At 41.1% G+C, this 18,057-nt stretch carries 16 protein-coding genes; 8 read left to right on the forward strand and 8 right to left on the reverse strand.

The window, feature by feature from the left end:
* Positions 1 to 73: 73 nt before the first annotated feature.
* Both DBR43_RS33185 and DBR43_RS13015 read left to right on the forward strand, forming a co-directional pair.
* Positions 74 to 232, forward strand: coding sequence for a hypothetical protein (locus tag DBR43_RS33185; protein WP_199757035.1), 159 nt, complete (start codon positions 74 to 76; stop codon positions 230 to 232).
* Positions 233 to 240: 8 nt separating this feature from the next.
* Positions 241 to 639 (forward strand): DUF1579 domain-containing protein, encoded by a 399-nt coding sequence (locus tag DBR43_RS13015; protein ID WP_199757036.1) that lies wholly within the window; start codon positions 241 to 243, stop codon positions 637 to 639.
* Between the two features lie 81 nt (positions 640 to 720).
* On the opposite strand, the gene DBR43_RS13020 is transcribed toward DBR43_RS13015, so the two are convergent.
* Entirely contained in the window at positions 721 to 1,683 is a 963-nt protein-coding gene (locus tag DBR43_RS13020) for an isopenicillin N synthase family dioxygenase (protein WP_124581458.1), read from the reverse strand.
* Between the two features lie 266 nt (positions 1,684 to 1,949).
* Between DBR43_RS13020 and msrA the strand changes: the two genes are divergently transcribed.
* On the forward strand, positions 1,950 to 2,540 hold the full coding sequence (msrA, locus tag DBR43_RS13025; RefSeq protein ID WP_233602962.1) for a peptide-methionine (S)-S-oxide reductase MsrA: 591 nt from the start codon (positions 1,950 to 1,952) through the stop codon (positions 2,538 to 2,540).
* 247 nt (positions 2,541 to 2,787) lie between these two features.
* Entirely contained in the window at positions 2,788 to 3,264 is a 477-nt protein-coding gene (locus DBR43_RS13030) for a copper resistance protein NlpE (protein WP_124581461.1), read from the forward strand.
* Between the two features lie 173 nt (positions 3,265 to 3,437).
* Here the strand turns inward: DBR43_RS13030 and DBR43_RS13035 are convergent, their stop codons facing one another.
* The 3 genes from DBR43_RS13035 to DBR43_RS13045 all read right to left on the reverse strand — a co-directional run bounded on the left by DBR43_RS13035 (position 3,438) and on the right by DBR43_RS13045 (position 6,948).
* Positions 3,438 to 4,139: an AIM24 family protein gene (locus DBR43_RS13035; protein WP_124581463.1), complete on the reverse strand. Its 702-nt coding sequence runs from the start codon at positions 4,137 to 4,139 to the stop codon at positions 3,438 to 3,440.
* A 281-nt stretch (positions 4,140 to 4,420) separates the two neighbouring features.
* Positions 4,421 to 5,710 carry an SGNH/GDSL hydrolase family protein gene (locus tag DBR43_RS13040; RefSeq protein ID WP_124581465.1) on the reverse strand — a complete coding sequence of 430 codons (1,290 nt, stop codon included), beginning with the start codon at positions 5,708 to 5,710 and terminating at the stop codon, positions 4,421 to 4,423.
* Between the two features lie 23 nt (positions 5,711 to 5,733).
* On the reverse strand, positions 5,734 to 6,948 hold the full coding sequence (locus DBR43_RS13045) for an OmpP1/FadL family transporter (RefSeq protein ID WP_124581466.1): 1,215 nt from the start codon (positions 6,946 to 6,948) through the stop codon (positions 5,734 to 5,736).
* A 327-nt stretch (positions 6,949 to 7,275) separates the two neighbouring features.
* Between DBR43_RS13045 and DBR43_RS13050 the strand changes: the two genes are divergently transcribed.
* The 3 genes from DBR43_RS13050 (at position 7,276) to DBR43_RS13060 (ending at position 12,064) form a co-directional block, all read left to right on the forward strand.
* The gene (locus DBR43_RS13050) at positions 7,276 to 7,908 is read left to right on the forward strand and encodes an NAD(P)H-dependent oxidoreductase (RefSeq protein WP_124581468.1); all 633 of its coding nucleotides are present in this window, start codon (positions 7,276 to 7,278) and stop codon (positions 7,906 to 7,908) included.
* Between the two features lie 167 nt (positions 7,909 to 8,075).
* The gene (locus DBR43_RS13055; protein WP_124581470.1) at positions 8,076 to 9,251 is read left to right on the forward strand and encodes a DUF4105 domain-containing protein; all 1,176 of its coding nucleotides are present in this window, start codon (positions 8,076 to 8,078) and stop codon (positions 9,249 to 9,251) included.
* 95 nt (positions 9,252 to 9,346) lie between these two features.
* Complete coding sequence (locus tag DBR43_RS13060) at positions 9,347 to 12,064, forward strand: carboxypeptidase-like regulatory domain-containing protein (protein WP_124581472.1); 2,718 nt, start codon at positions 9,347 to 9,349, stop codon at positions 12,062 to 12,064.
* Here the strand turns inward: DBR43_RS13060 and DBR43_RS13065 are convergent, their stop codons facing one another.
* A complete protein-coding gene (locus DBR43_RS13065; protein WP_124581474.1) occupies positions 12,065 to 13,615 on the reverse strand; it encodes a PspC domain-containing protein in 1,551 nt (516 codons plus the stop codon). It abuts the gene before it with no gap.
* Positions 13,612 to 13,950 (reverse strand): PadR family transcriptional regulator, encoded by a 339-nt coding sequence (locus DBR43_RS13070; RefSeq protein WP_124581476.1) that lies wholly within the window; start codon positions 13,948 to 13,950, stop codon positions 13,612 to 13,614. Before DBR43_RS13070 ends, DBR43_RS13065 begins: the two co-directional genes overlap by 4 nt.
* Positions 13,951 to 14,325: 375 nt before the next feature.
* Here DBR43_RS13070 and DBR43_RS33190 point away from each other — a divergent pair, with 375 nt between their 5' ends.
* Positions 14,326 to 14,484: a hypothetical protein gene (locus tag DBR43_RS33190; protein ID WP_199757037.1), complete on the forward strand. Its 159-nt coding sequence runs from the start codon at positions 14,326 to 14,328 to the stop codon at positions 14,482 to 14,484.
* A 95-nt stretch (positions 14,485 to 14,579) separates the two neighbouring features.
* Here the strand turns inward: DBR43_RS33190 and DBR43_RS13075 are convergent, their stop codons facing one another.
* Together DBR43_RS13075 and DBR43_RS13080 are read right to left on the reverse strand one after the other, a co-directional pair.
* Complete coding sequence (locus DBR43_RS13075; protein ID WP_124581478.1) at positions 14,580 to 15,722, reverse strand: putative sensor domain DACNV-containing protein; 1,143 nt, start codon at positions 15,720 to 15,722, stop codon at positions 14,580 to 14,582.
* Positions 15,723 to 15,746: 24 nt separating this feature from the next.
* Positions 15,747 to 17,993 carry a TonB-dependent receptor gene (locus tag DBR43_RS13080; protein WP_124581480.1) on the reverse strand — a complete coding sequence of 749 codons (2,247 nt, stop codon included), beginning with the start codon at positions 17,991 to 17,993 and terminating at the stop codon, positions 15,747 to 15,749.
* Positions 17,994 to 18,057: the final 64 nt, after the last annotated feature.

Raw genomic sequence — 18,057 nt, forward strand, 5'->3', positions numbered from 1 at the left:
ATAACTTTTATTTTGATACCTTCCGAATTAAAGGTAAATTAGTTAGGACCATACAAAACCAAAAACTAATGAAATGAAAAAGTTAACATTAACTGTTATGGCATTGCTGATGCTTGTCATAACCTGCCGGGTTCAGGCACAGGACGACGCCATGATGAAAGCATGGCAAGCCTATATGACCCCTGGCGATGTGCACAAAATGATGGCTAAGGGCAATGGGATGCAGAAGTAACGATGTGGATGGTACCCGGAGCACCCCCGGAAAAGAGCAAAGGAAGCTCAGAAAATTCAATGATTATGGGTGGACGTTATCAAAAATGTCTTTTTAAAGGAACCATGATGGGGATGCCATTTGAAGGAATGAGCATTATGGGCTATGACAATTCAAAAAAAGCCTTTGTCAGCAGCTGGATAGACAACATGGGCACAGGCATCATGCACATGGATGGTACCTGGGATGATGCTTCCAGGTCGATCAACTTTAAAGGTACCTGTGTAGATCCGATGACAGGGAAAGACACCAGTATTCGTCAGGTGATGAAGTTTGTGGATGACAACAACCAGATCCTGGAAATGTATTGTAACATGGATGGAAAAGAAATGAAAAACATGGAGATCAAATATTCAAGAAAAAAATAAGCTTGAATTCTATCTATGAACTTCAACAAAAAAGGGTCCTTAACTTTCATTAAGGACCCTTTTATAGTTTATCAGAATGGATTATTTCTTCAATCCGATTTCTCTTAAACGCTCATCAAGATATTCTCCTGCAGTCATATCTTCATATACTTTCGGATGTGCCTCATCAATGGTAGATTCCAGACTTGTTAAATCCATATCTGAACGTGGATGTAAGAAGAAAGGAACAGAGAAACGGGAAGTTTTCATCAGTTCACGTGGTGGGTTTACCACTCTGTGCGTAGTAGAACGTAATTTGTTGTTGGTTAAACGTTGCAACATATCTCCAACATTGACTACGATATCGGTATGACCGGCCTTGATTGGCAACCATTCGTTGCTGCGGGTCAGGACTTCTAATCCATCCGCACTTGCACCAATCAATAAAGTGATCAGGTTAATGTCTTCATGTGCACCTGCACGAACTGCATCATCAGGTAAAGCATCCGGATTTTCAATTGGAAAATAATGAATTCCTCTTAGAATCGAATTGCCATTATGTACATGTTTATCGAAATAATCAATCGGCAGGGACAGATAGGTAGCAATGGCACGTAAAAGGTGTTTACCATTGTCTTCTAAACGCTGATAGATTTCGCGGGTTACTTCATTGAATTCAGGAAGCTCTTCTAATACCTCATTATCCGGATATTCTGCTTTAATCACATCTCCATCGGTCACTTCCTGACCAATCTGCCAGAATTCCTTCAGATCTGCGGTTTTAGCACCTTTAGCCGTTTCCTTTCCCGGGCTGGTGTATCCGCGCTGACCGGCAAGCTCTACCTTTTCGTATTTCTTTTTCTGCTCCGGGCTCAGTCCGAAAACTGCCTGAATATTTTTGTATAGCTTATCAATTAACTCCTGACTTACACCATGATTAGTGATGGTTACAAAACCAGAATCATTGAAGGCCCTGCCCAATTCGTCAGAGAACTTTTTACGCTGTGCTTCATCGCCATCGATGTAAGAGCTCAGGTCTAAACTTGGAATATAAGGTGTTGACATATTGATTTATTTATAGGTATTAACAGCATAAATTTAAGAAAGAATTGTTAATAAACGTTAAATAACAATACTTATCTTGCGTAACATTCTGCAAATAACGAGATTAAGTTATACACATTTTTCTGATTGAAAAATCAAATTATCAGTCAAATGTAATTTAGGTTACGAAGGGTATCCTGCAAAAACTATAAAGCCTACTCTTACGTAATATATCTTGAAAAGTGTTTTTTCAACTTGTATTTACAATCATGAAGTATTTATCAATTATGATCCTAGTTCTCTTATCAGCATTGTCAGCAGACCAGGCTGATGCACAGTCTAAAAAATTACAGAAAGCAACTTTTGGAATGGGATGCTTCTGGTGTTCAGAAGCACTTTTCCAGCGACTTGACGGGGTCAGCAGTGTAAGGTCCGGCTATGAAGGCGGAGATGTGGCCAACCCTTCTTATGAAGATGTCTGTACCGGAACAACCGGACATGCAGAAGTAATTGAGGTTACTTATGACCCGCTTAAAATAAAATACGACGAACTTTTAGAAGTTTTCTGGAAGAGCCATGATCCGACTACTTTAAACCGTCAGGGGGCAGATGTAGGCACTCAGTACCGCTCTGTGGTTTTCTACCATAACGACGAACAGAAACAAATTGCAGAGAAATATAAAAAAGAACTGAATGACACCCGTGCTTTTGGAAAACCGGTGGTCACCGCGATCAATAAAGCAGCAACCTTTTATCCGGCAGAGAGCTATCACCAGGATTATTTCAATAAAAATGGAAGTCAGCCTTATTGCCGTATGGTCATCCTTCCTAAACTGGAGAAGCTGGAAAAGATCTTTAAAGCAAAACTGAAACACTAAGCTAACAGTTAAAAGCTAAAAGCGGTTTGGATGTTAAACATCCAAACCGCTTTTTTGTAAAACAAAATCCTTTCCCAGCCGTTAAAACAGATACAAACTCATTACCCGTGAAACCATCATCAGCATACTACTTACAAAAAGCAATGAACCTCGCTTGCGAGCTCATGAATAGCATTGAAAATAATAAATATCAATGAATAATATGCTTATGATAGCTTCATAACGATTAAAAAACAATTAGATCCTGATGAAAAAACAAATCTTAACTCTCGCTACGGTATCCATATTACTATGGAGCTGTACTAATGAAACAAAAAAGACGTCTGATGCAGACAGTACTGCAAAAACGGAAAAAACAGACAGCACTGTAAAGACAGCAGATGAAGCCATCAACGATGGCCATAATGCTCAGAATTCGCTGGACTGGAATGGCACTTATAAAGGAGTCCTTCCCTGCGCAGATTGTGAAGGCATCCAAACAGAACTTACCCTTAACCAGGACATGACCTTTGTACTCAAGACAAATTACATGGGCAAAGACACAAAGTTTCCTCAGGATAAAGGAACATTCAAATGGGACAGCACTGGTTCAAAAGTAGAACTGATCGGGCTAAAGGATCAGCCAAACACTTATTTTGTTGGAGAAAATAAACTGATACAACTGGATATGGAGGGAAAAGAAATCACCGGAGCACTCGCAGACAAATATATCCTCAAGAAATAAATGACAAAGCGAACTGATCAGTCAACTTTAGTTCATCAAAGAAAGGCCCTGTAAACATCAATGTTTTACAGGGCCTTTATCATTTGTGTGCTATTGATCCCTGCTCTCCCCGTATTTCCATTTTGAAGGATCAAAAAGAGTCATCTGATCAGATTTGGGACCAAAATATCTGTTTAAGATTTAGCGGCGTATTTCACTTCTTCATAAGGCTGAACTAAAACCCATCCTTCGCCCATAAATTCCAGCTGGAAAGATTCCCCACTACCTCTTCCAATAAATGAACCGAATGTTAAATTCGTTTTGATTTTTGGCGTTAGATTTTCAGACCAGGCTACAGTAGCATTTGGATCGGTAAAAACAGGCTGACCAGGAGTCACTTTTAATAGAATAGGCTCTCCATGGGTAGTGATGGCAATATAACCTGAACCGGAAAGTTTCACTTGAAATAAACCTCCGGACATCATTCCGGCAACACTTTTAAGCATTTTGATTTCATTCTGAATACTTTCTTCCAATGCCAGAACATCATTGCCATTTACAAATATGGCTTCATTTTTCAGTTTTATGATCTTTACTTTCTTACCCTCATCGGCCAGATATAGCTTTCCGGTTCCGGCAGCATACATTAAAGACGTTCCTTCTCCGGATATCGCCTTTTTAAGTAAGCCGCCAAGTCCTTTACTCATCATGCCTTCTCTTTTGAAATCGACATTACCGATATAAGCCACCATGGAGCCGGCCTTAGCCATTATCCTTTGATTATTAAGATTAACCTCCAATAGGGAGGGCTTTTCCAATTCAAAAAAATCATTTTCGTTAGGATCTTCTGCAGCCTCCAGAATAAATTCATTCAGTGTGTATTCTCTTTTATTCATGTAATTTTTTTATTTAATCTTATACGTTGCATGAATATAGAAACTTAAAAGTTCATACTATTAAAAACTGCGTAAAAACGCATGTCAAATTCGCAGCAGAAAACAGTTATTATCCTTAAGCGTAAAACGTCAGATTTTCATAAGGCATAATCAACTCCTTTTTTCAGGCACTGATCAACGGCGATTATAAATTCAGGGAAGCATGTCAAGTTATTCAGAGCTCAAAAAAAATGGGATTTGAACTTCTGGTTCAAATCCCATTTCGGCATAATAAGGTATTATTAAGGGAACTTCACCCCTCTATATTTAGTCACATCCACAATCGGGATAGAAGAACCGTATTTTGAATTAATAGATCTGATAAACTCATTGGCTACAATTGAATAACCAAGCGGAGTCAGGTGAATTCCATCTAAAGAGAAGATATTACCAGTAATAAAGGCCGCACTGACTCTCACTCCGTTAACATCCTTACCTGCGCCATATTCTTTTAACAGTGCATAAGCATCAACCAAGGCCAAACCTTTAGCCGCAGCAACAGATTTGATTGTCGTATTATAAGCATTTGTATAATCAGCAACTATTGCCGCCTCATCCTTGTCCAATACCCATTTACTTTCAATTGGATTTAATGGGTGTAAACCATAAGGAATTCCTCCCGTAGGTACGCCGATCACACCAGCAGAAAGCAGGGGAAGTACGAAATAATCCTGAGCCGTTGCTGCTCTGGTAACGTTTGCGCCTGTCTTGATATAAATTGCAGTCACTGTAGGCGCAGTTGCCTGTACCGTTGCTAATATTGAAGCCAAAGTAACCGTATTAAAATAAGGTGTACCTAACACATCCGGGATCGTTGCAACCACCCCTTTGGCACCTTTATCCGTCATCTTATTGGCAGCCAGATTGTATAAAGCGGTAAAAGTTGCTTTAGGTGTTGGCTGATCCGCAGGATTTGCACCTCCGGAACTTGCATATCCCAGGATGTCATTATTCCCTAACCACATGCTAAAAAAAGTATAGGGATTAGCGGTTACAAAGTCCAGATATGGAGTCGTATTTCCAGGAGCATTTCCTGGCAGCAATCTTTCATAGAATCCATTCAGGTTACCATATTGAGGAACGGTAATGTGCAATAGCTTAATCCCCGGAACACCATAGTTGTTAAGATCTCCGGTATACTTCGTAAAAAGCGTTACGGCACCAGATTCCGGTCTTACTGCCAAATTGGTATTCTGCATTACGATTTGCGGTAATCCTTTCGCATCGAATCCTTTTAATACCAGATGACCGGAACCATCCGCTTCGCTATCTTTAAAAAACGGAGTAGAAAAAGATCCGCCACCTACAGCTTTCATCTGTTCGGCGATCATTCCGGGATAAGAGTTTTTCTGTCCGTCCAGGAACAATCCGTTATCCGCATAACCGGAAGTCAGGGAATTTCCTACGGCGATGTATCTTGAAAAATCAGCCGAACCTTTGGTAGGCGTAATTTCTTTGAGCTCTGGTTTGCAGGAAGCCATTCCAAGAAGAGCGACCGCAAAAATACTTTTATATATAAAATTTGATTTCATTATATTTTTTCTGAAAAGGTTAACTACCATTTATAAGAGAAAGAGATACCTGGGATATACGCTGCAGTTTTAAACTCACCGCTCAAGCCTGTTTCAATATTAGTTTCATTTCTGGCTTTCACATTTTCATATAGGAAAGACAAATCAATAAGGAACCTTTCAGATGCCTTAAATCCAAGACCCGCGCTTAACAGAAGGCGGTTCGCATCCGGAACTTCCGGTGTTACATACCCTTTTCCTACCGGTGTAAATGCATAAGCAATACCCGCACGCAGGGCTAACCTTGTGGTGGTTTGATTTTGAATACCCAGACGTAAAGCTGCTGCATCGTGGTAATTTCTAGGTGATTTAGTGTCAGGAATCCGGGCATTGTTGTCATAGTCAAAAGCCAGTTCTTTGTATTTACTCCAGTGCACCCAGTTTGCATCTACTGCAATCGTTGTTTTTTCGGATGGATAAAAGCCCAGTCCAATGGAAGTTGTGGCCGGTAAAGGAAGTTCTGCGTTAAATTTCGTTGGCATGCTCGCTTTCAATGCGTCAGGAACATCAAAGATGGCATCACCATTTTTAACTGTTGCCGTGATCTGCGAGCGGTGGGTAATACCGATAGAAACACCGGATACCGTTTGAACATAGATCCCTGCATTCCAGCCAAAATCCTTTGCATCACCTTTTAGTTTTGCAGTTGAGGCTTCTCCATTTGACTTCGTGATTGGAACTGCTCTTCTCAAATCAACTTTCCCTAAGGAATATACCAAACCTCCACCGATACCAATATTGTCGGTAATTTTCAAACTAAGCGTTGGCTGGATATAAATGGCTTGTAAATCAAGAGAGGTTACTGTATATTTTCCTGTCCAGTCTTCTTTCCAGTGCATTGCTCCACCAAACGGGGTGTAGATGCCAATACCAAACCTAAGGCGGTTAGCTGGTGAACCGAATACAGCATAACCCATTACAGGGGTTGCTATTTTATCTTTATTGTATTCCGTAATGTTGGAGCCATTTTCGCGAAATGCTGTTTTAAGATACAAGGGACTGATACCAGCCTGAATACCATTTTTCTTTAGGAATGAAACTGCTCCCGGGTTAAAAAACACAGCAGCTTCGTCCAGGGCAACGCCGGTTCCGGCACCTCCCATGGCGGTTTGCTTTTGCCCTTGAAGGTTTACCTGGAAGGATTGGGAGTAGCCTAGAATAGGCACAGCCAGTAAAAAGCTTAGTAGGATCTTTTTCATATTTGGATAGGGTTAAATTGATATTCGGTTCATCTCAAAGAAACATTTAATGTCGATCTTATTCTAGATTAACAATTTCAATCTGATTGAGTTTGCAGCAAAACAATTATGCTTGCATAACAATAAACGATTTTACGGAATAAAAAAAACTAATCCAAATGTTATCGCATACTTTTTGTCACAATCAAGTATCATCTAAAAGTAAAAAGCAAAAAACAATGGACAAGATATCAGTAACATACCTACATTTGCTAACAGTGTTATTTATTTAGTCGCTATATAACTTGCACGCAAAAAAAGAAAAATTTTAGATAAAAAAATAAGAATATGAGCTTAATTGAAGCATTAAAATGGCGTTATGCCACAAAAAAAATGAATGGTGAGAAAGTTTCACAGGATAAGGTTGACCAGATCCTTGCTGCAGCACACCTTGCCCCTACTTCTTCTGGTTTACAACCTTTCAAGATTATTGTGGTTACCAATCCTGAATTAAAGGAAAAAATTAAAGCAGTTGCTTATGGACAGTCTCAGATTACAGATTCTTCACATTTGTTAATTTTTGCTGCATGGGAAAATTACACTGAAGAAAACATCAGAAACGTATTTGCTCATGGCAACAGAGAGCGTGGCATGCCTGAGGATTCACATTCAGACTATGTCAACAACCTTGTCGCAACTTATACAGCAAGAACTCCTGAAGAAAACTTCACTCATGCTGCAAAACAAGCCTACATCGGTTTCGGTGTTGCCCTTGCGGAAGCTGCTTTATTAAAAGTTGATGCAACACCAATGGAAGGTTTCAATCCGGCAGCATTGGATGAGTTGTTAGGCTTAAAAGAAAAAGGACTTCGTACCACCACTTTATTACCCCTTGGATACAGAGACGAAAGTGGCGACTGGTTGGTGAACCTTAAAAAGGTACGCACACCATTAGAAGATTTTATCATTGAATTTAAATAGGCAATAAAAAGCATCTTTGTGACCTGGTATAGTCGAGCTATACCGGGTTAATTATTTCTACCTTTTTCTTATTTTACATATCCTCTAAAGATAATCCTCATTTTATATTCTATTAACAGGGTATTGGCATCTTTGCAATAGATTTTTCGCTCCAGATTGCCCCCCTAATGAGAATATTAAAAAGGTTTCTAATCCTCAGCATTTTTTTCTTACTGTGTCAGAAAGCAAGTATATCAAGCCCGGTCCCCAATTTCCACGACGTTTCGGTCAGCCTGCTGACCTGCGAAAAAACTGACCGGTATATTTATGCCTTGTTTGGCCATAGCGCCATCCGGATCAGGGATGAATCCTCTCAGCTGGACCTGGTTTACAACTATGGGACCTTTGATACCAGTGACCCGGGATTCTACGTCAACTTTCTCCATGGCAGGATGAAATACTTTCTGTCCCGGACAGATTACCAGACCTTTATCCGCTCCTACCTGATGGACGAACAATCAGTTACGGAACAAAAGCTGCAATTGAACGAAACCCAGAAAAGTAAGCTGATTTCCATATTACAGACACAAATAAAGCCCGAAAACAGGTCTTATAATTATGATTTCGTCAGGCAAAACTGCTCCACTAAAATCGTCGACCTCTTATCGGAATCTATAGGTCCTGATTTTGACCAGTCCCTATCTGAGGTCAGCAAGGGAAAAGGAGCTTCCATCCGGGAACTGTTAGGCGCCTACCTGAAACACAATGAGTTTGAAATGATTGGCATGAACAGCTTTCTCGGCAAACAATCGGATACCCTTACCAACAGGGCCCTCAGTTTATTTTTACCCGATACCCTGCGAAAAAGAATCGATGGGATGCAATTCCCGAAAAGGAAGTTCTCCGGACCCATCACTTATTTATATAAGGCCAATCGCAATACCAGCAATGCCAGCTCCCTGATGAGCACCTTGTTTTATGGCTTAAACTTACTGCTGTTATTTCCTATCCTCGGCAGGCTGCTGATCGATATCCGAAAGTATCCTTTATTGAAGCTTTCGGCCTCCTTCCTGAGCGGATCTTTTCTCCTGCTCCTAAGTGCTGCCGGCCTGCTCCTTATCTACCTCTCAATCTATTCGGAACTGGATCTGATGCGACATAATTTCAATATCTTATGGTGTCATCCATTTTATCCGGCCTTGTTTTTCAGGAAAACGTCGAAGATGGCTGCAATCATCTTCCTCGCCGGGATACTGACATTTATCTTCTTATATATCAACACTGTGCCTTTCCCTGCTTTGTTCCCACTTTTAATGCTGCTGATCTTATGGCTAAGCTTCCATATTTTACCCGGGAAGCGATAAACCGAATGTCAAAAAGTGTTAAACATGACGGTTAATATGGCTATTCAACTCATAAATGAATATATTAGCCATATTAACCGTATTGAACTATTTTGATGAGATTTATAAACTTCTTTATTGCCCTTATACTGCTATCCGCTACTGCGCATCTTTCAGCCAGTGCACAGCAAGACAGTGTCGTCCTAGACAATATCATTAGCAAAACCAAGAAACTTTCGGATGAACATCCCGTAGAAAAGGTCTATGTCCATTTTGATAAACCTTATTATAGCGTTGCTGACACCATCTGGTTTAAAGCTTATGTGACAATGGAGCAAAATATTCCTTCACAGCTTAGTAAGATTGTTTATGTGGACGTAGTGAATGCCAAAGACTCCCTGGTACAAACCCTTAAACTGCCGACAGTTAATGCGGTAGCCACCGGAAACATTCCGCTTACACCCGGAACCTATAAGCAAGGAAACTATTACATCAGGGCCTATACCGTATGGATGCTCAACTCGAGCGACAAGTTCTTTTTCAGTAAGACGATTCCTATTGGAGAGGCTATTGACAAACAACTGATCACTCATTTCAGCTATAAGAACACACAGAGCGATAAAAGCCAGAGCATTGAGGCCATGGTCCAGTTTAAAAACCCGGATAAAGTAGCACAGGCAAATAAAACGGTCAATTGGAAAGTGATCTCTAATTATGATGTGGTTAGTAAAGGAAAAGGAACAACAGACCAGAACGGGATTCTAAAAATAAAGATTGAACCCAAAAAGAATGAACTCATCACCAATGGGGAACTGATTACAGAACTCAATCTGACAGATAAAGATATCGTCACCAACAGCTTTAATTTAAGGCCGGTAGCGACCACACATGACATTCAGTTTTTTCCTGAAGGCGGAGAGATGATCAGCGGTTTGGCCATGCGGGTAAGTTTCAAGGCTGTAACCGCTAAGGGCTTAGGCATAGACCTTAAAGGAACAGTTACTGACAATCAAGGAAATACGCTTAGCAATTTCAGCTCCAGTCACCTGGGAATGGGCTCTTTTTACCTGAATGTAGAAACGGACAAAAGCTATAAAGCAAACATTACATTTAAAGATGGTACAAGCAAAAGCTTTGATTTGCCTAAAGCATCACCCTCAGGCATCATCAGCCAGATCACCAACACAGACCCGGCGGCTTTTAACCTTAAGATCCTGGCCAACGACACCTATTTTCAACAGAACAAAGGAAAGACGTTCTTTATTGTAGCTACACAGGGTGGCATCATCTATTATGCTGCAAAAACACGCCTGGCCACACAGGTCAATTCAGCAAAGATCCCTAAGGATAAATTCCCTGCAGGAATTGTTCAGGTCACTTTATTCTCCGAGTCCGGAGAGCCAATTAACGAAAGACTGGCCTTCAACTACCCGATAAACGAAGTCCTCTCCCTTAAATCAGACCTTCCATCTTATAAACCGAGACAAAAAGTAAAGCTGACGGTTAGCCCTAAGAATGCAACTCAGCCACTGGAAGGAAACTATTCCATCTCCGTTACCGACGAAACTAAAGTTCCGGTTGACGAAGACACAGAGACGACCATATTAAGTTCTCTTTTACTGACTTCAGATTTACAGGGTTACGTTGAAAAACCAAATTATTATTTCACTAAACCAGATGAGAAAAAACTGGCCGATCTGGATCTCCTCATGTTGACTCAGGGATTCCGCCGTTTTGCATTTAAAGATATTCTGGCCAATAAATTTCCACCTGTAACCTATTTGCCGGAGCAGGACATGCGCATTACAGGAACATTAAGGGACCGTACGGGAATGCCGGTAAGAAAAGGGGCTTTACGTTTAACTGTTCCGGGAACGAATATTTCTTCGGAAGCAGTGACCAGCCCATCCGGTCTTTTCGCTTTCCCGAACCTATCAATTCCGGATTCCTCAGAAGTATTGATCAACGCCAAATACAGCACAAATGGTTCCAACCTGATGATCATGCTGGATGGATCACCTTTACCTGAGGTTAGCAAAAACCCTTATCCTGCAGAAGAAGTAAGCAATATAGACAGTACCCTATCTGCCTATCTAAGCAACAGCAAGCGTCAGTACAACTACCTGCGTACCTTAAAAGAAGTAAAAATTGAAGGGGCTAAAGTTAAAAAACCGAGTCATGCGGATCATTCTGCATTGGCAGGGCTGAGTTCAATCACTGGAACAGTGATCGATGGAGAACGCCTGAAAGATTGTAACTCTATTGCGCTCTGTCTGCAAACCATGGCCATGGGACTTACCTTTTTTGAAAATAATTTCTATGTCACCCGGGATTATCAGGCCGGAAGCAGGGTTCCTGTCCAAATTTTCATCAATGGAATGGCAGTAGATTATCTGGCTCTATTGAGCGTTGTTCCTACTGAAGTAGAATCCGTAGAGGTCTTTACCAAAGATGAACTTGGAACGGTAAACAGAATGTACAATACCAATGGGGTATTGGTAGTAAATACAAAGAAGATCAAGAAAACCACCATGAGCATTGCGGATCTGAAGAAAATGCTGCCTCAGCAGAACATGTTAAAATTCAATCCAAAAGGCTTCAGCAAACAGAGAGAGTTTTATATGCCAAAATATATCAACCCGGCAAACACATATAATTTTAATGATTTAAGAACAACCATTTACTGGAATCCAAAGGTAATTACTACCGGAACAGCGCCGCTGAGTTTAGAGTATTTTAATGCAGATGGCAAAGGAACTTACAGAGCAGTAATTGAAGGGGTAGACAAATTCGGTAATGTTACCCGATCTGTCTACCGCTACACTGTAAAATAGTTATTCGTTGTCTGAATCTTTACGTTCATTCATACACTTTAAGCCTGTATCTGTCATGATCCACTCTGTAAATTCAGCAGTTCCATCTTCATTACAGTCCCAGTAGTTGTACCCGTTTAAAAACCATTCCAGATCACGACTGATTTTTAAATGGGTACCTACAGGTACCCTCAGCATCAACCTGACTTCCTGGTTCCTCCAGCTGGCTTTTTTAGTCAGCTGCAAGCGGGAACTGAAATTCAACAGAGAATCCTTTTGTACAAATTCATAACGAATATTTTGCGCCTGCTTTAAAGCAGCTTCAAAAGTTTTCCCCTGTGCACTGTAATTTCTAACCAGTTCACTTTTTCCGTTTTCACTTTTTTCAATTCTAAGGTTGACATTTCTTGGCTCATCAAAAGGACCATGATGGTCGTTTAAAATTTTGCGTCCATTTTTATTGTAGGACTCGATCTGATAATTAACACTATCTTCCTTACTAAAGAACCGGGTTTTATCTACCGTTAGGAAAATGGTTTTACGGGCAACCAATGGCGTAACCTGTGCCAGTTCTGCACTTTCTTTAAACTCGGTCGTGATTTTAGCGATGTAAAATATACTCACGACTACACCTCCCAGCCAGATGATCAACAGACCAAAGGAAAGGGTTTTATTAATCGCCCTGCCATTGAAAGCCACCCGAACCGAAAACAATACCAGGGCCAGTAATGGAACTGCAAAAACAATAAATACAGCGATCACTAAAGAACTGAGGTAATCCTCATTGACCATGCTCACCGGGAAATAACTGTAAACATTGGAGTCCCAGATTCCAAATAAACCGGCAACCGCTGCAATCAGAAACAAAAGGAATAAAGAACCAAAAATGATAATTCCTACCGCAATGATTTTGAATAATGTCTTTCCTGCACCCTGAATAAAGCTGCCCAGAAATTCAAAAAACTCAGCAATAAAACCGCGTGACTGCTTCATCAGTGGGTTCAGATGGCTGTTGGCAAAGCCTCTCAGGTTAGGTTCTTCCCCTCTCATCGTCATTTTCTCCGACTTGCTTTCTGCCCTTGGAATAACGATCCACATGATGAGATAAGCGAGTACTCCGGATCCTCCGATAAACATCGAGATCAAAGCTGCCAAACGGATCCAGCGGGCTTCAATATTCAGATAGTGACCGAGACCAACACATACACCTGCAACCATCGCCTGATCAGTATCTCGGTATAATTTCTTTACGCCATCATACGGTGGGATATGAGCAAGCGGGTCTTCAGCTCCTTCTGATTCCTCAGAGCTTTCGAAATCTTTTACCGAACCCATTTGGGCAGTTACTGATTTAACATCTTCTATATTGATGGCCTGTTTTTGCTGGGCAGACAAGATCTCGCCAAACATTTCGGCAATCCTGTTTTCAATATCTGTAACGATCTCATAATCATCTGCATTTTTTGAAAAATGGTGTTTTACTTCGTTCAGGTAAATGGTCAGCATTTCGTAAGCATCCTCTTCGATGTGAACGATGGAGTTACCGATATTTATGTTAAGTGTCTTCTTCATGAGTTGGTTAAATTAGTTTTGGACGTGTTTATTGCATAAACCAACTCCTGCCAGGTATGGTCCAGCTGACCGAGAATGGCTTTCCCCTCGGCCGTTAACAGGTAGTATTTCCGGGGAGGCCCTGATGTAGACTCGACCCAGTTATAACTCAGTAAGCCATTATTTTTTAAGCGGGTAAGTAAGGGGTACAAAGTCCCCTCTACGACCAACAATTTGGCTGACTTTAATTCTGCGATAATATCAGAAGCATAGATCTCACCTCTGGATATGATCAGGAGCACACAGTATTCCAGTATGCCCTTTCGCATTTGTGTTTGCGTATTTTCTGCTATCATAATACAAAGTTATATGTTTTATATAGTAATATGCAATACATAGTACTATAATAAATCACAAAACCAACACAACAAACTCATTATCAGCGTAATAATTTAACAAACCAATTTTATAGAAATCAATAATCAGGGCAAAATCAGGATTTTAAAACCGAATTCAGAGAATAAGCAGTGTTTAAAATCTGTATATCCTTTTATGGCTAAAAAAAGGACAACATGGAGAACTTATGGACAACAACTCACTATAAATGAGGGACAAAAGTCACAAACAAGTCCCAAAATAACGGAAGAAATGAAAATTATTAACTTTTTCACATTCCATTAAATTTTTGGCTCGCAGTTTGCATTAAATGAATTACTAAAAAACAGCCAGCTATGTTAAGTAAACCCTACTCTATTCTTCAGGTTTTTGCAAGGCAAAAAGAGGAAAAAAAAGAAAGGCCACTCACTAAAAGTGAATGGATACAGGTAGACCGTGTAGTGATCATCCTGCTGTTTGTGGCGGTAATTATCGGGGCAATCCTCTTTTCCTGATCCCGAAAATTTTAGCCTTTAGATTAATTAATTTTTAATTAAGCGTTCTCCAGGGTACGCTTTTTTTATGCGCATTGGTTTCGCTTTAAGCCTGCTTATAACAAAAGGGTGTCGATGCGGTGGGCCTGCACCCTCCCCTGACTTTCAGACCAGGTATAAATGGTAAAATGCCCATCCTGAGAAGCAACCAGGGCAGTCGCATCCCTCTGGTCATGCACAAACTGCGCGGCAGAAAGGTGTCTTGTTCCACCAACTTTGGTTGGATGAACCACGATCGCATCTCCCCCTTTAATCGGTTCAGAGAAAGAGAGTTCATCAATATTCTCTTTTCCTTTTGCCCTACCGATTTTGGCACCGAAAGAAAGCAGCTCATAATCACTGCTGATTACCGTCGCACCATCTACAGCAGTCAGACCTGCAAGATGTTCGACCTCACGCTTCAATGCCGTTTGCCAGAAAATCTGACTGGCCTCTTTACGGTCTTGCTGAAGCAGTTTAGACAAGCCGGTAAAGGCCGGCTGAACATAATATTGAATCGGCTTAATGATCGACTGAAGCCAGTTGTTGGTTTCTGTGGGTACTACCAGCAATGTACCACCCCTCCCATGACTCCTCATAGAAACGGCCAGCTGAATCATTACGTTAACCGAATCGTTCCAGTAAGAAGGCGCAGTAAGGTCCAGTAAAGAAAGTAACATCGGCGGGCAATCGGCCATATTGGTATTGTTTTCGTCTACCATTTTCACCTGATCACCTTTGAGTACTGCAATATTGGTAAACTTACCGAAACCATAAATCCTGCGGTGTTTGATCACCAGTAAAGCCGGTTCAGATACATCCAATACAAAACAGAAGTTTGGAATACTAACAGTAGTTCCCCAGATGAACAATTCATCGTCTTCCAGCCAGACCCCCAAATGGATCCCCGCCCTTTCTACACCTGGGGCAATCTTGGTCAGAATCCCGGGGCTCAGTGGCAGGCGGTGTTTAAAAAGCAAAGGGTTACCCGCTTGCTGAGGAGGTAAATAAGCCAGTGATATTTTCGGGGAATGTCCCTCCTCTTTGCGCAGGCTCGCCCAAAATGTAGCATCAATGATGGCTTCAACCACATTGGCTGTTGGCAATGGTGCCAGATCATCTTCGCCGCTTTCTCTGGCCGCGGAAAGATGTGCTGCAAAAATAGCTTCAACTTTTGGGGCAATAACCCGTGCTGCCTGATAGGTCGACTGGTAGATCATGCCATAAAGTTAAGCTATTCATGTTTATTTTATAGTATACCTAATGCCAAAAAATCCCCGGATATTCTGATTCGGTCCGTAGACATAAGCAGGATCAAAAGACAGCCCATAAGGAGTGCTCACATCAGGTTTATCAAAGGGGTTATTCGCACCGGCAATGATAAATGGATTTCCTCTGTTTGGGGTCCAGTTGAGTAAGTTTTTTACCCCACCATAAAGCTCAAATTTGTTAAAACCGCTGTGAGTGAACTGAATATTCTGAATACTCCATACCGGAGAAAATTCTCTTCTTGGATCTGAAGGTCCTGCTAATGGCAAACGCATCGGGCTATAAATATTTCCCGTATAGTCGATGCCCAGATTCAACTTCCTGATTTTATAAGATACAGCCCAATTTCCTGAGAACTTTTCCGTCAGAATCTGTTGCTTTTTAATCCCATGCTCATATGTGGCTACATCCTGATACGTTGCACCCAATACGAATTTCAAGCCGTTATTCAAGGCGATATCTATATTAGCAGTCAAGCCTTTACTCACGGCGTAACCGTCCAGGTTGTTGTAAATGATTTTGTTGGGATCAGTATCATAGTCTCCATTAATTTTATTATTGAAATAAGTATAGAATGCTGAAGTCTCAACTCCAAAGAAAGTACCATCAGCAGCATACATTTTCCTCAGGTAATTCAGGTTTACATTATAGGACTTCTCAGGTTTCAGCTGGCTGACAATCGTTACATCTCTTGCTCCGGTTAATGCAGCATGGTCTTCCGTGAAAATGTTCACCACTCTGAATCCAGTACCCGCATTTAAACGAAGGATATTATTGTCGTTCAGATTCCACTTATAAGCAAATCTTGGGGTAAAGATATTTCCATGTAAAGAATTGTAATCGTAACGGAAGCCTGCCAGAAATTTATGTTTTGGGGCAATCGTGATTTCATCCTGTACAAAAACTCCAGGCAGCCAAATGTTTTTTGCCGGGTTATTCAGTTCCGTAGCTGGAGTATTGTCGTCATAGTACGTATAGCGTAATGCAGTGCCGACCAGCAAATCATGGTTCTTTATTTTCTTATCCCAGGTAAGCTGTCCGAAACCAACCTTTTGTGTTGCGATATAAGATTTGATGCCATAGCGGCTATCCTGATCGTGGTTATTATACGAAAAAGCAAAGAAAATTTTCTCCTTTACAGGAAGCTGGTAATTCCCAATAAATTCCCATCTTTTGGTATAAATACTTTCTCCATAAACCTGATCTCCACCACGGTATGATTTATTCCAATTCGTTTCACCTCCCCACCTGTCTTCATATAAATAGCGTCCGGCTATGGTAAACAAACGGTTTTCCTTGCGCCGAAAATTCCATTTCTGAAAAACAGAAACCCTGTCCTGTAAAGTGACATCAGTAAAATTATCATGGTTATGGTCTACGACATTTCCAAATTTAAAATAATTAACCCCCGTCAATGCTGTTGCAGATCCGACTTTAGTTTTCAGTCCAAGATCAGCGTTGAATTCCTGATAAGTGGTTCCAAAGATATCCGCAGAAAGCAAAGGCGCATTCTGAGGTTTTTTAGTGATGATATTGATCAGGCCTCCTACCGCCTCGCTTCCATACAGGGAAGAAGCCGGACCTTTCACTACTTCAATTTGTTCTACCAGAGAATTTGGGATACCGGAAAGACCATAAACTGTAGACAAGCTGCTCACGATGGGCATCCCATCGATAAGGATCATGGTATAAGGCCCTTCCAGGCCATTGATGTGGATATCGCCGGTATTACAAATATTACAATTCAGCTGTGGCCTTACCCCATTTACATTTTGCAAGGCTTCAAAGATGCTTGGCGTTGGGTTTTTTCTGAAGAAAGCCGGGGTATATACCTCTACCGGCACAGGACTTTCCAGCCGGTTCACTTCTTTTAAAGTTCCGGTCACCACCACTTCATTCAGGTCGTTCTGAAAATTACTCAGGTCAAAATTCAGATTTACCTGTTCCCCTTTTTTCAGGACAATGGTTTTGGTCATTTTCCGGAAACCTACTGCTGTTGCCTGCACTTTATAACTTCCCGCAGGAATTGAGGCCAGTTTATACATACCCGCGCTGTCGGTCATGATGATGGATGCTGTTCCCTGTAAACTGATATTCACCAGGGGAACCGGGCTACCTTCGGAAATCACCTTTCCTTCAATAACTCCCGTTTGTGCCCAAACAGAGGTTCCAAAAAATATAAATAAAATAGTGGCTGCGGCTCGAATAGAGATTGCTTTCATTCGCATTGATTTGTTGTTAAAATGTGTGTGTTGTTAAGATATCCGGGACGGCCGATCCCTCTTG

It is taken from the genome of Pedobacter sp. KBW06 (assembly GCF_003852525.1).
Lineage (GTDB): Bacteria > Bacteroidota > Bacteroidia > Sphingobacteriales > Sphingobacteriaceae > Pedobacter.

Coding starts and splice junctions, on each gene's coding strand:
- DBR43_RS33185 (WP_199757035.1), top strand. CDS start 74: ATGAAAAAGTTAACATTAACTGTTATGGCATTGCTGATGCTTGTCATA.
- DBR43_RS13015 (WP_199757036.1), top strand. CDS start 241: ATGGTACCCGGAGCACCCCCGGAAAAGAGCAAAGGAAGCTCAGAAAAT.
- DBR43_RS13020 (WP_124581458.1), bottom strand. CDS start 1,683: ATGTCAACACCTTATATTCCAAGTTTAGACCTGAGCTCTTACATCGAT.
- msrA (WP_233602962.1), top strand. CDS start 1,950: ATGATCCTAGTTCTCTTATCAGCATTGTCAGCAGACCAGGCTGATGCA.
- DBR43_RS13030 (WP_124581461.1), top strand. CDS start 2,788: ATGAAAAAACAAATCTTAACTCTCGCTACGGTATCCATATTACTATGG.
- DBR43_RS13035 (WP_124581463.1), bottom strand. CDS start 4,139: ATGAATAAAAGAGAATACACACTGAATGAATTTATTCTGGAGGCTGCA.
- DBR43_RS13040 (WP_124581465.1), bottom strand. CDS start 5,710: ATGAAATCAAATTTTATATATAAAAGTATTTTTGCGGTCGCTCTTCTT.
- DBR43_RS13045 (WP_124581466.1), bottom strand. CDS start 6,948: ATGAAAAAGATCCTACTAAGCTTTTTACTGGCTGTGCCTATTCTAGGC.
- DBR43_RS13050 (WP_124581468.1), top strand. CDS start 7,276: ATGAGCTTAATTGAAGCATTAAAATGGCGTTATGCCACAAAAAAAATG.
- DBR43_RS13055 (WP_124581470.1), top strand. CDS start 8,076: ATGAGAATATTAAAAAGGTTTCTAATCCTCAGCATTTTTTTCTTACTG.
- DBR43_RS13060 (WP_124581472.1), top strand. CDS start 9,347: ATGAGATTTATAAACTTCTTTATTGCCCTTATACTGCTATCCGCTACT.
- DBR43_RS13065 (WP_124581474.1), bottom strand. CDS start 13,615: ATGAAGAAGACACTTAACATAAATATCGGTAACTCCATCGTTCACATC.
- DBR43_RS13070 (WP_124581476.1), bottom strand. CDS start 13,950: ATGATAGCAGAAAATACGCAAACACAAATGCGAAAGGGCATACTGGAA.
- DBR43_RS33190 (WP_199757037.1), top strand. CDS start 14,326: ATGTTAAGTAAACCCTACTCTATTCTTCAGGTTTTTGCAAGGCAAAAA.
- DBR43_RS13075 (WP_124581478.1), bottom strand. CDS start 15,722: ATGATCTACCAGTCGACCTATCAGGCAGCACGGGTTATTGCCCCAAAA.
- DBR43_RS13080 (WP_124581480.1), bottom strand. CDS start 17,993: ATGAAAGCAATCTCTATTCGAGCCGCAGCCACTATTTTATTTATATTT.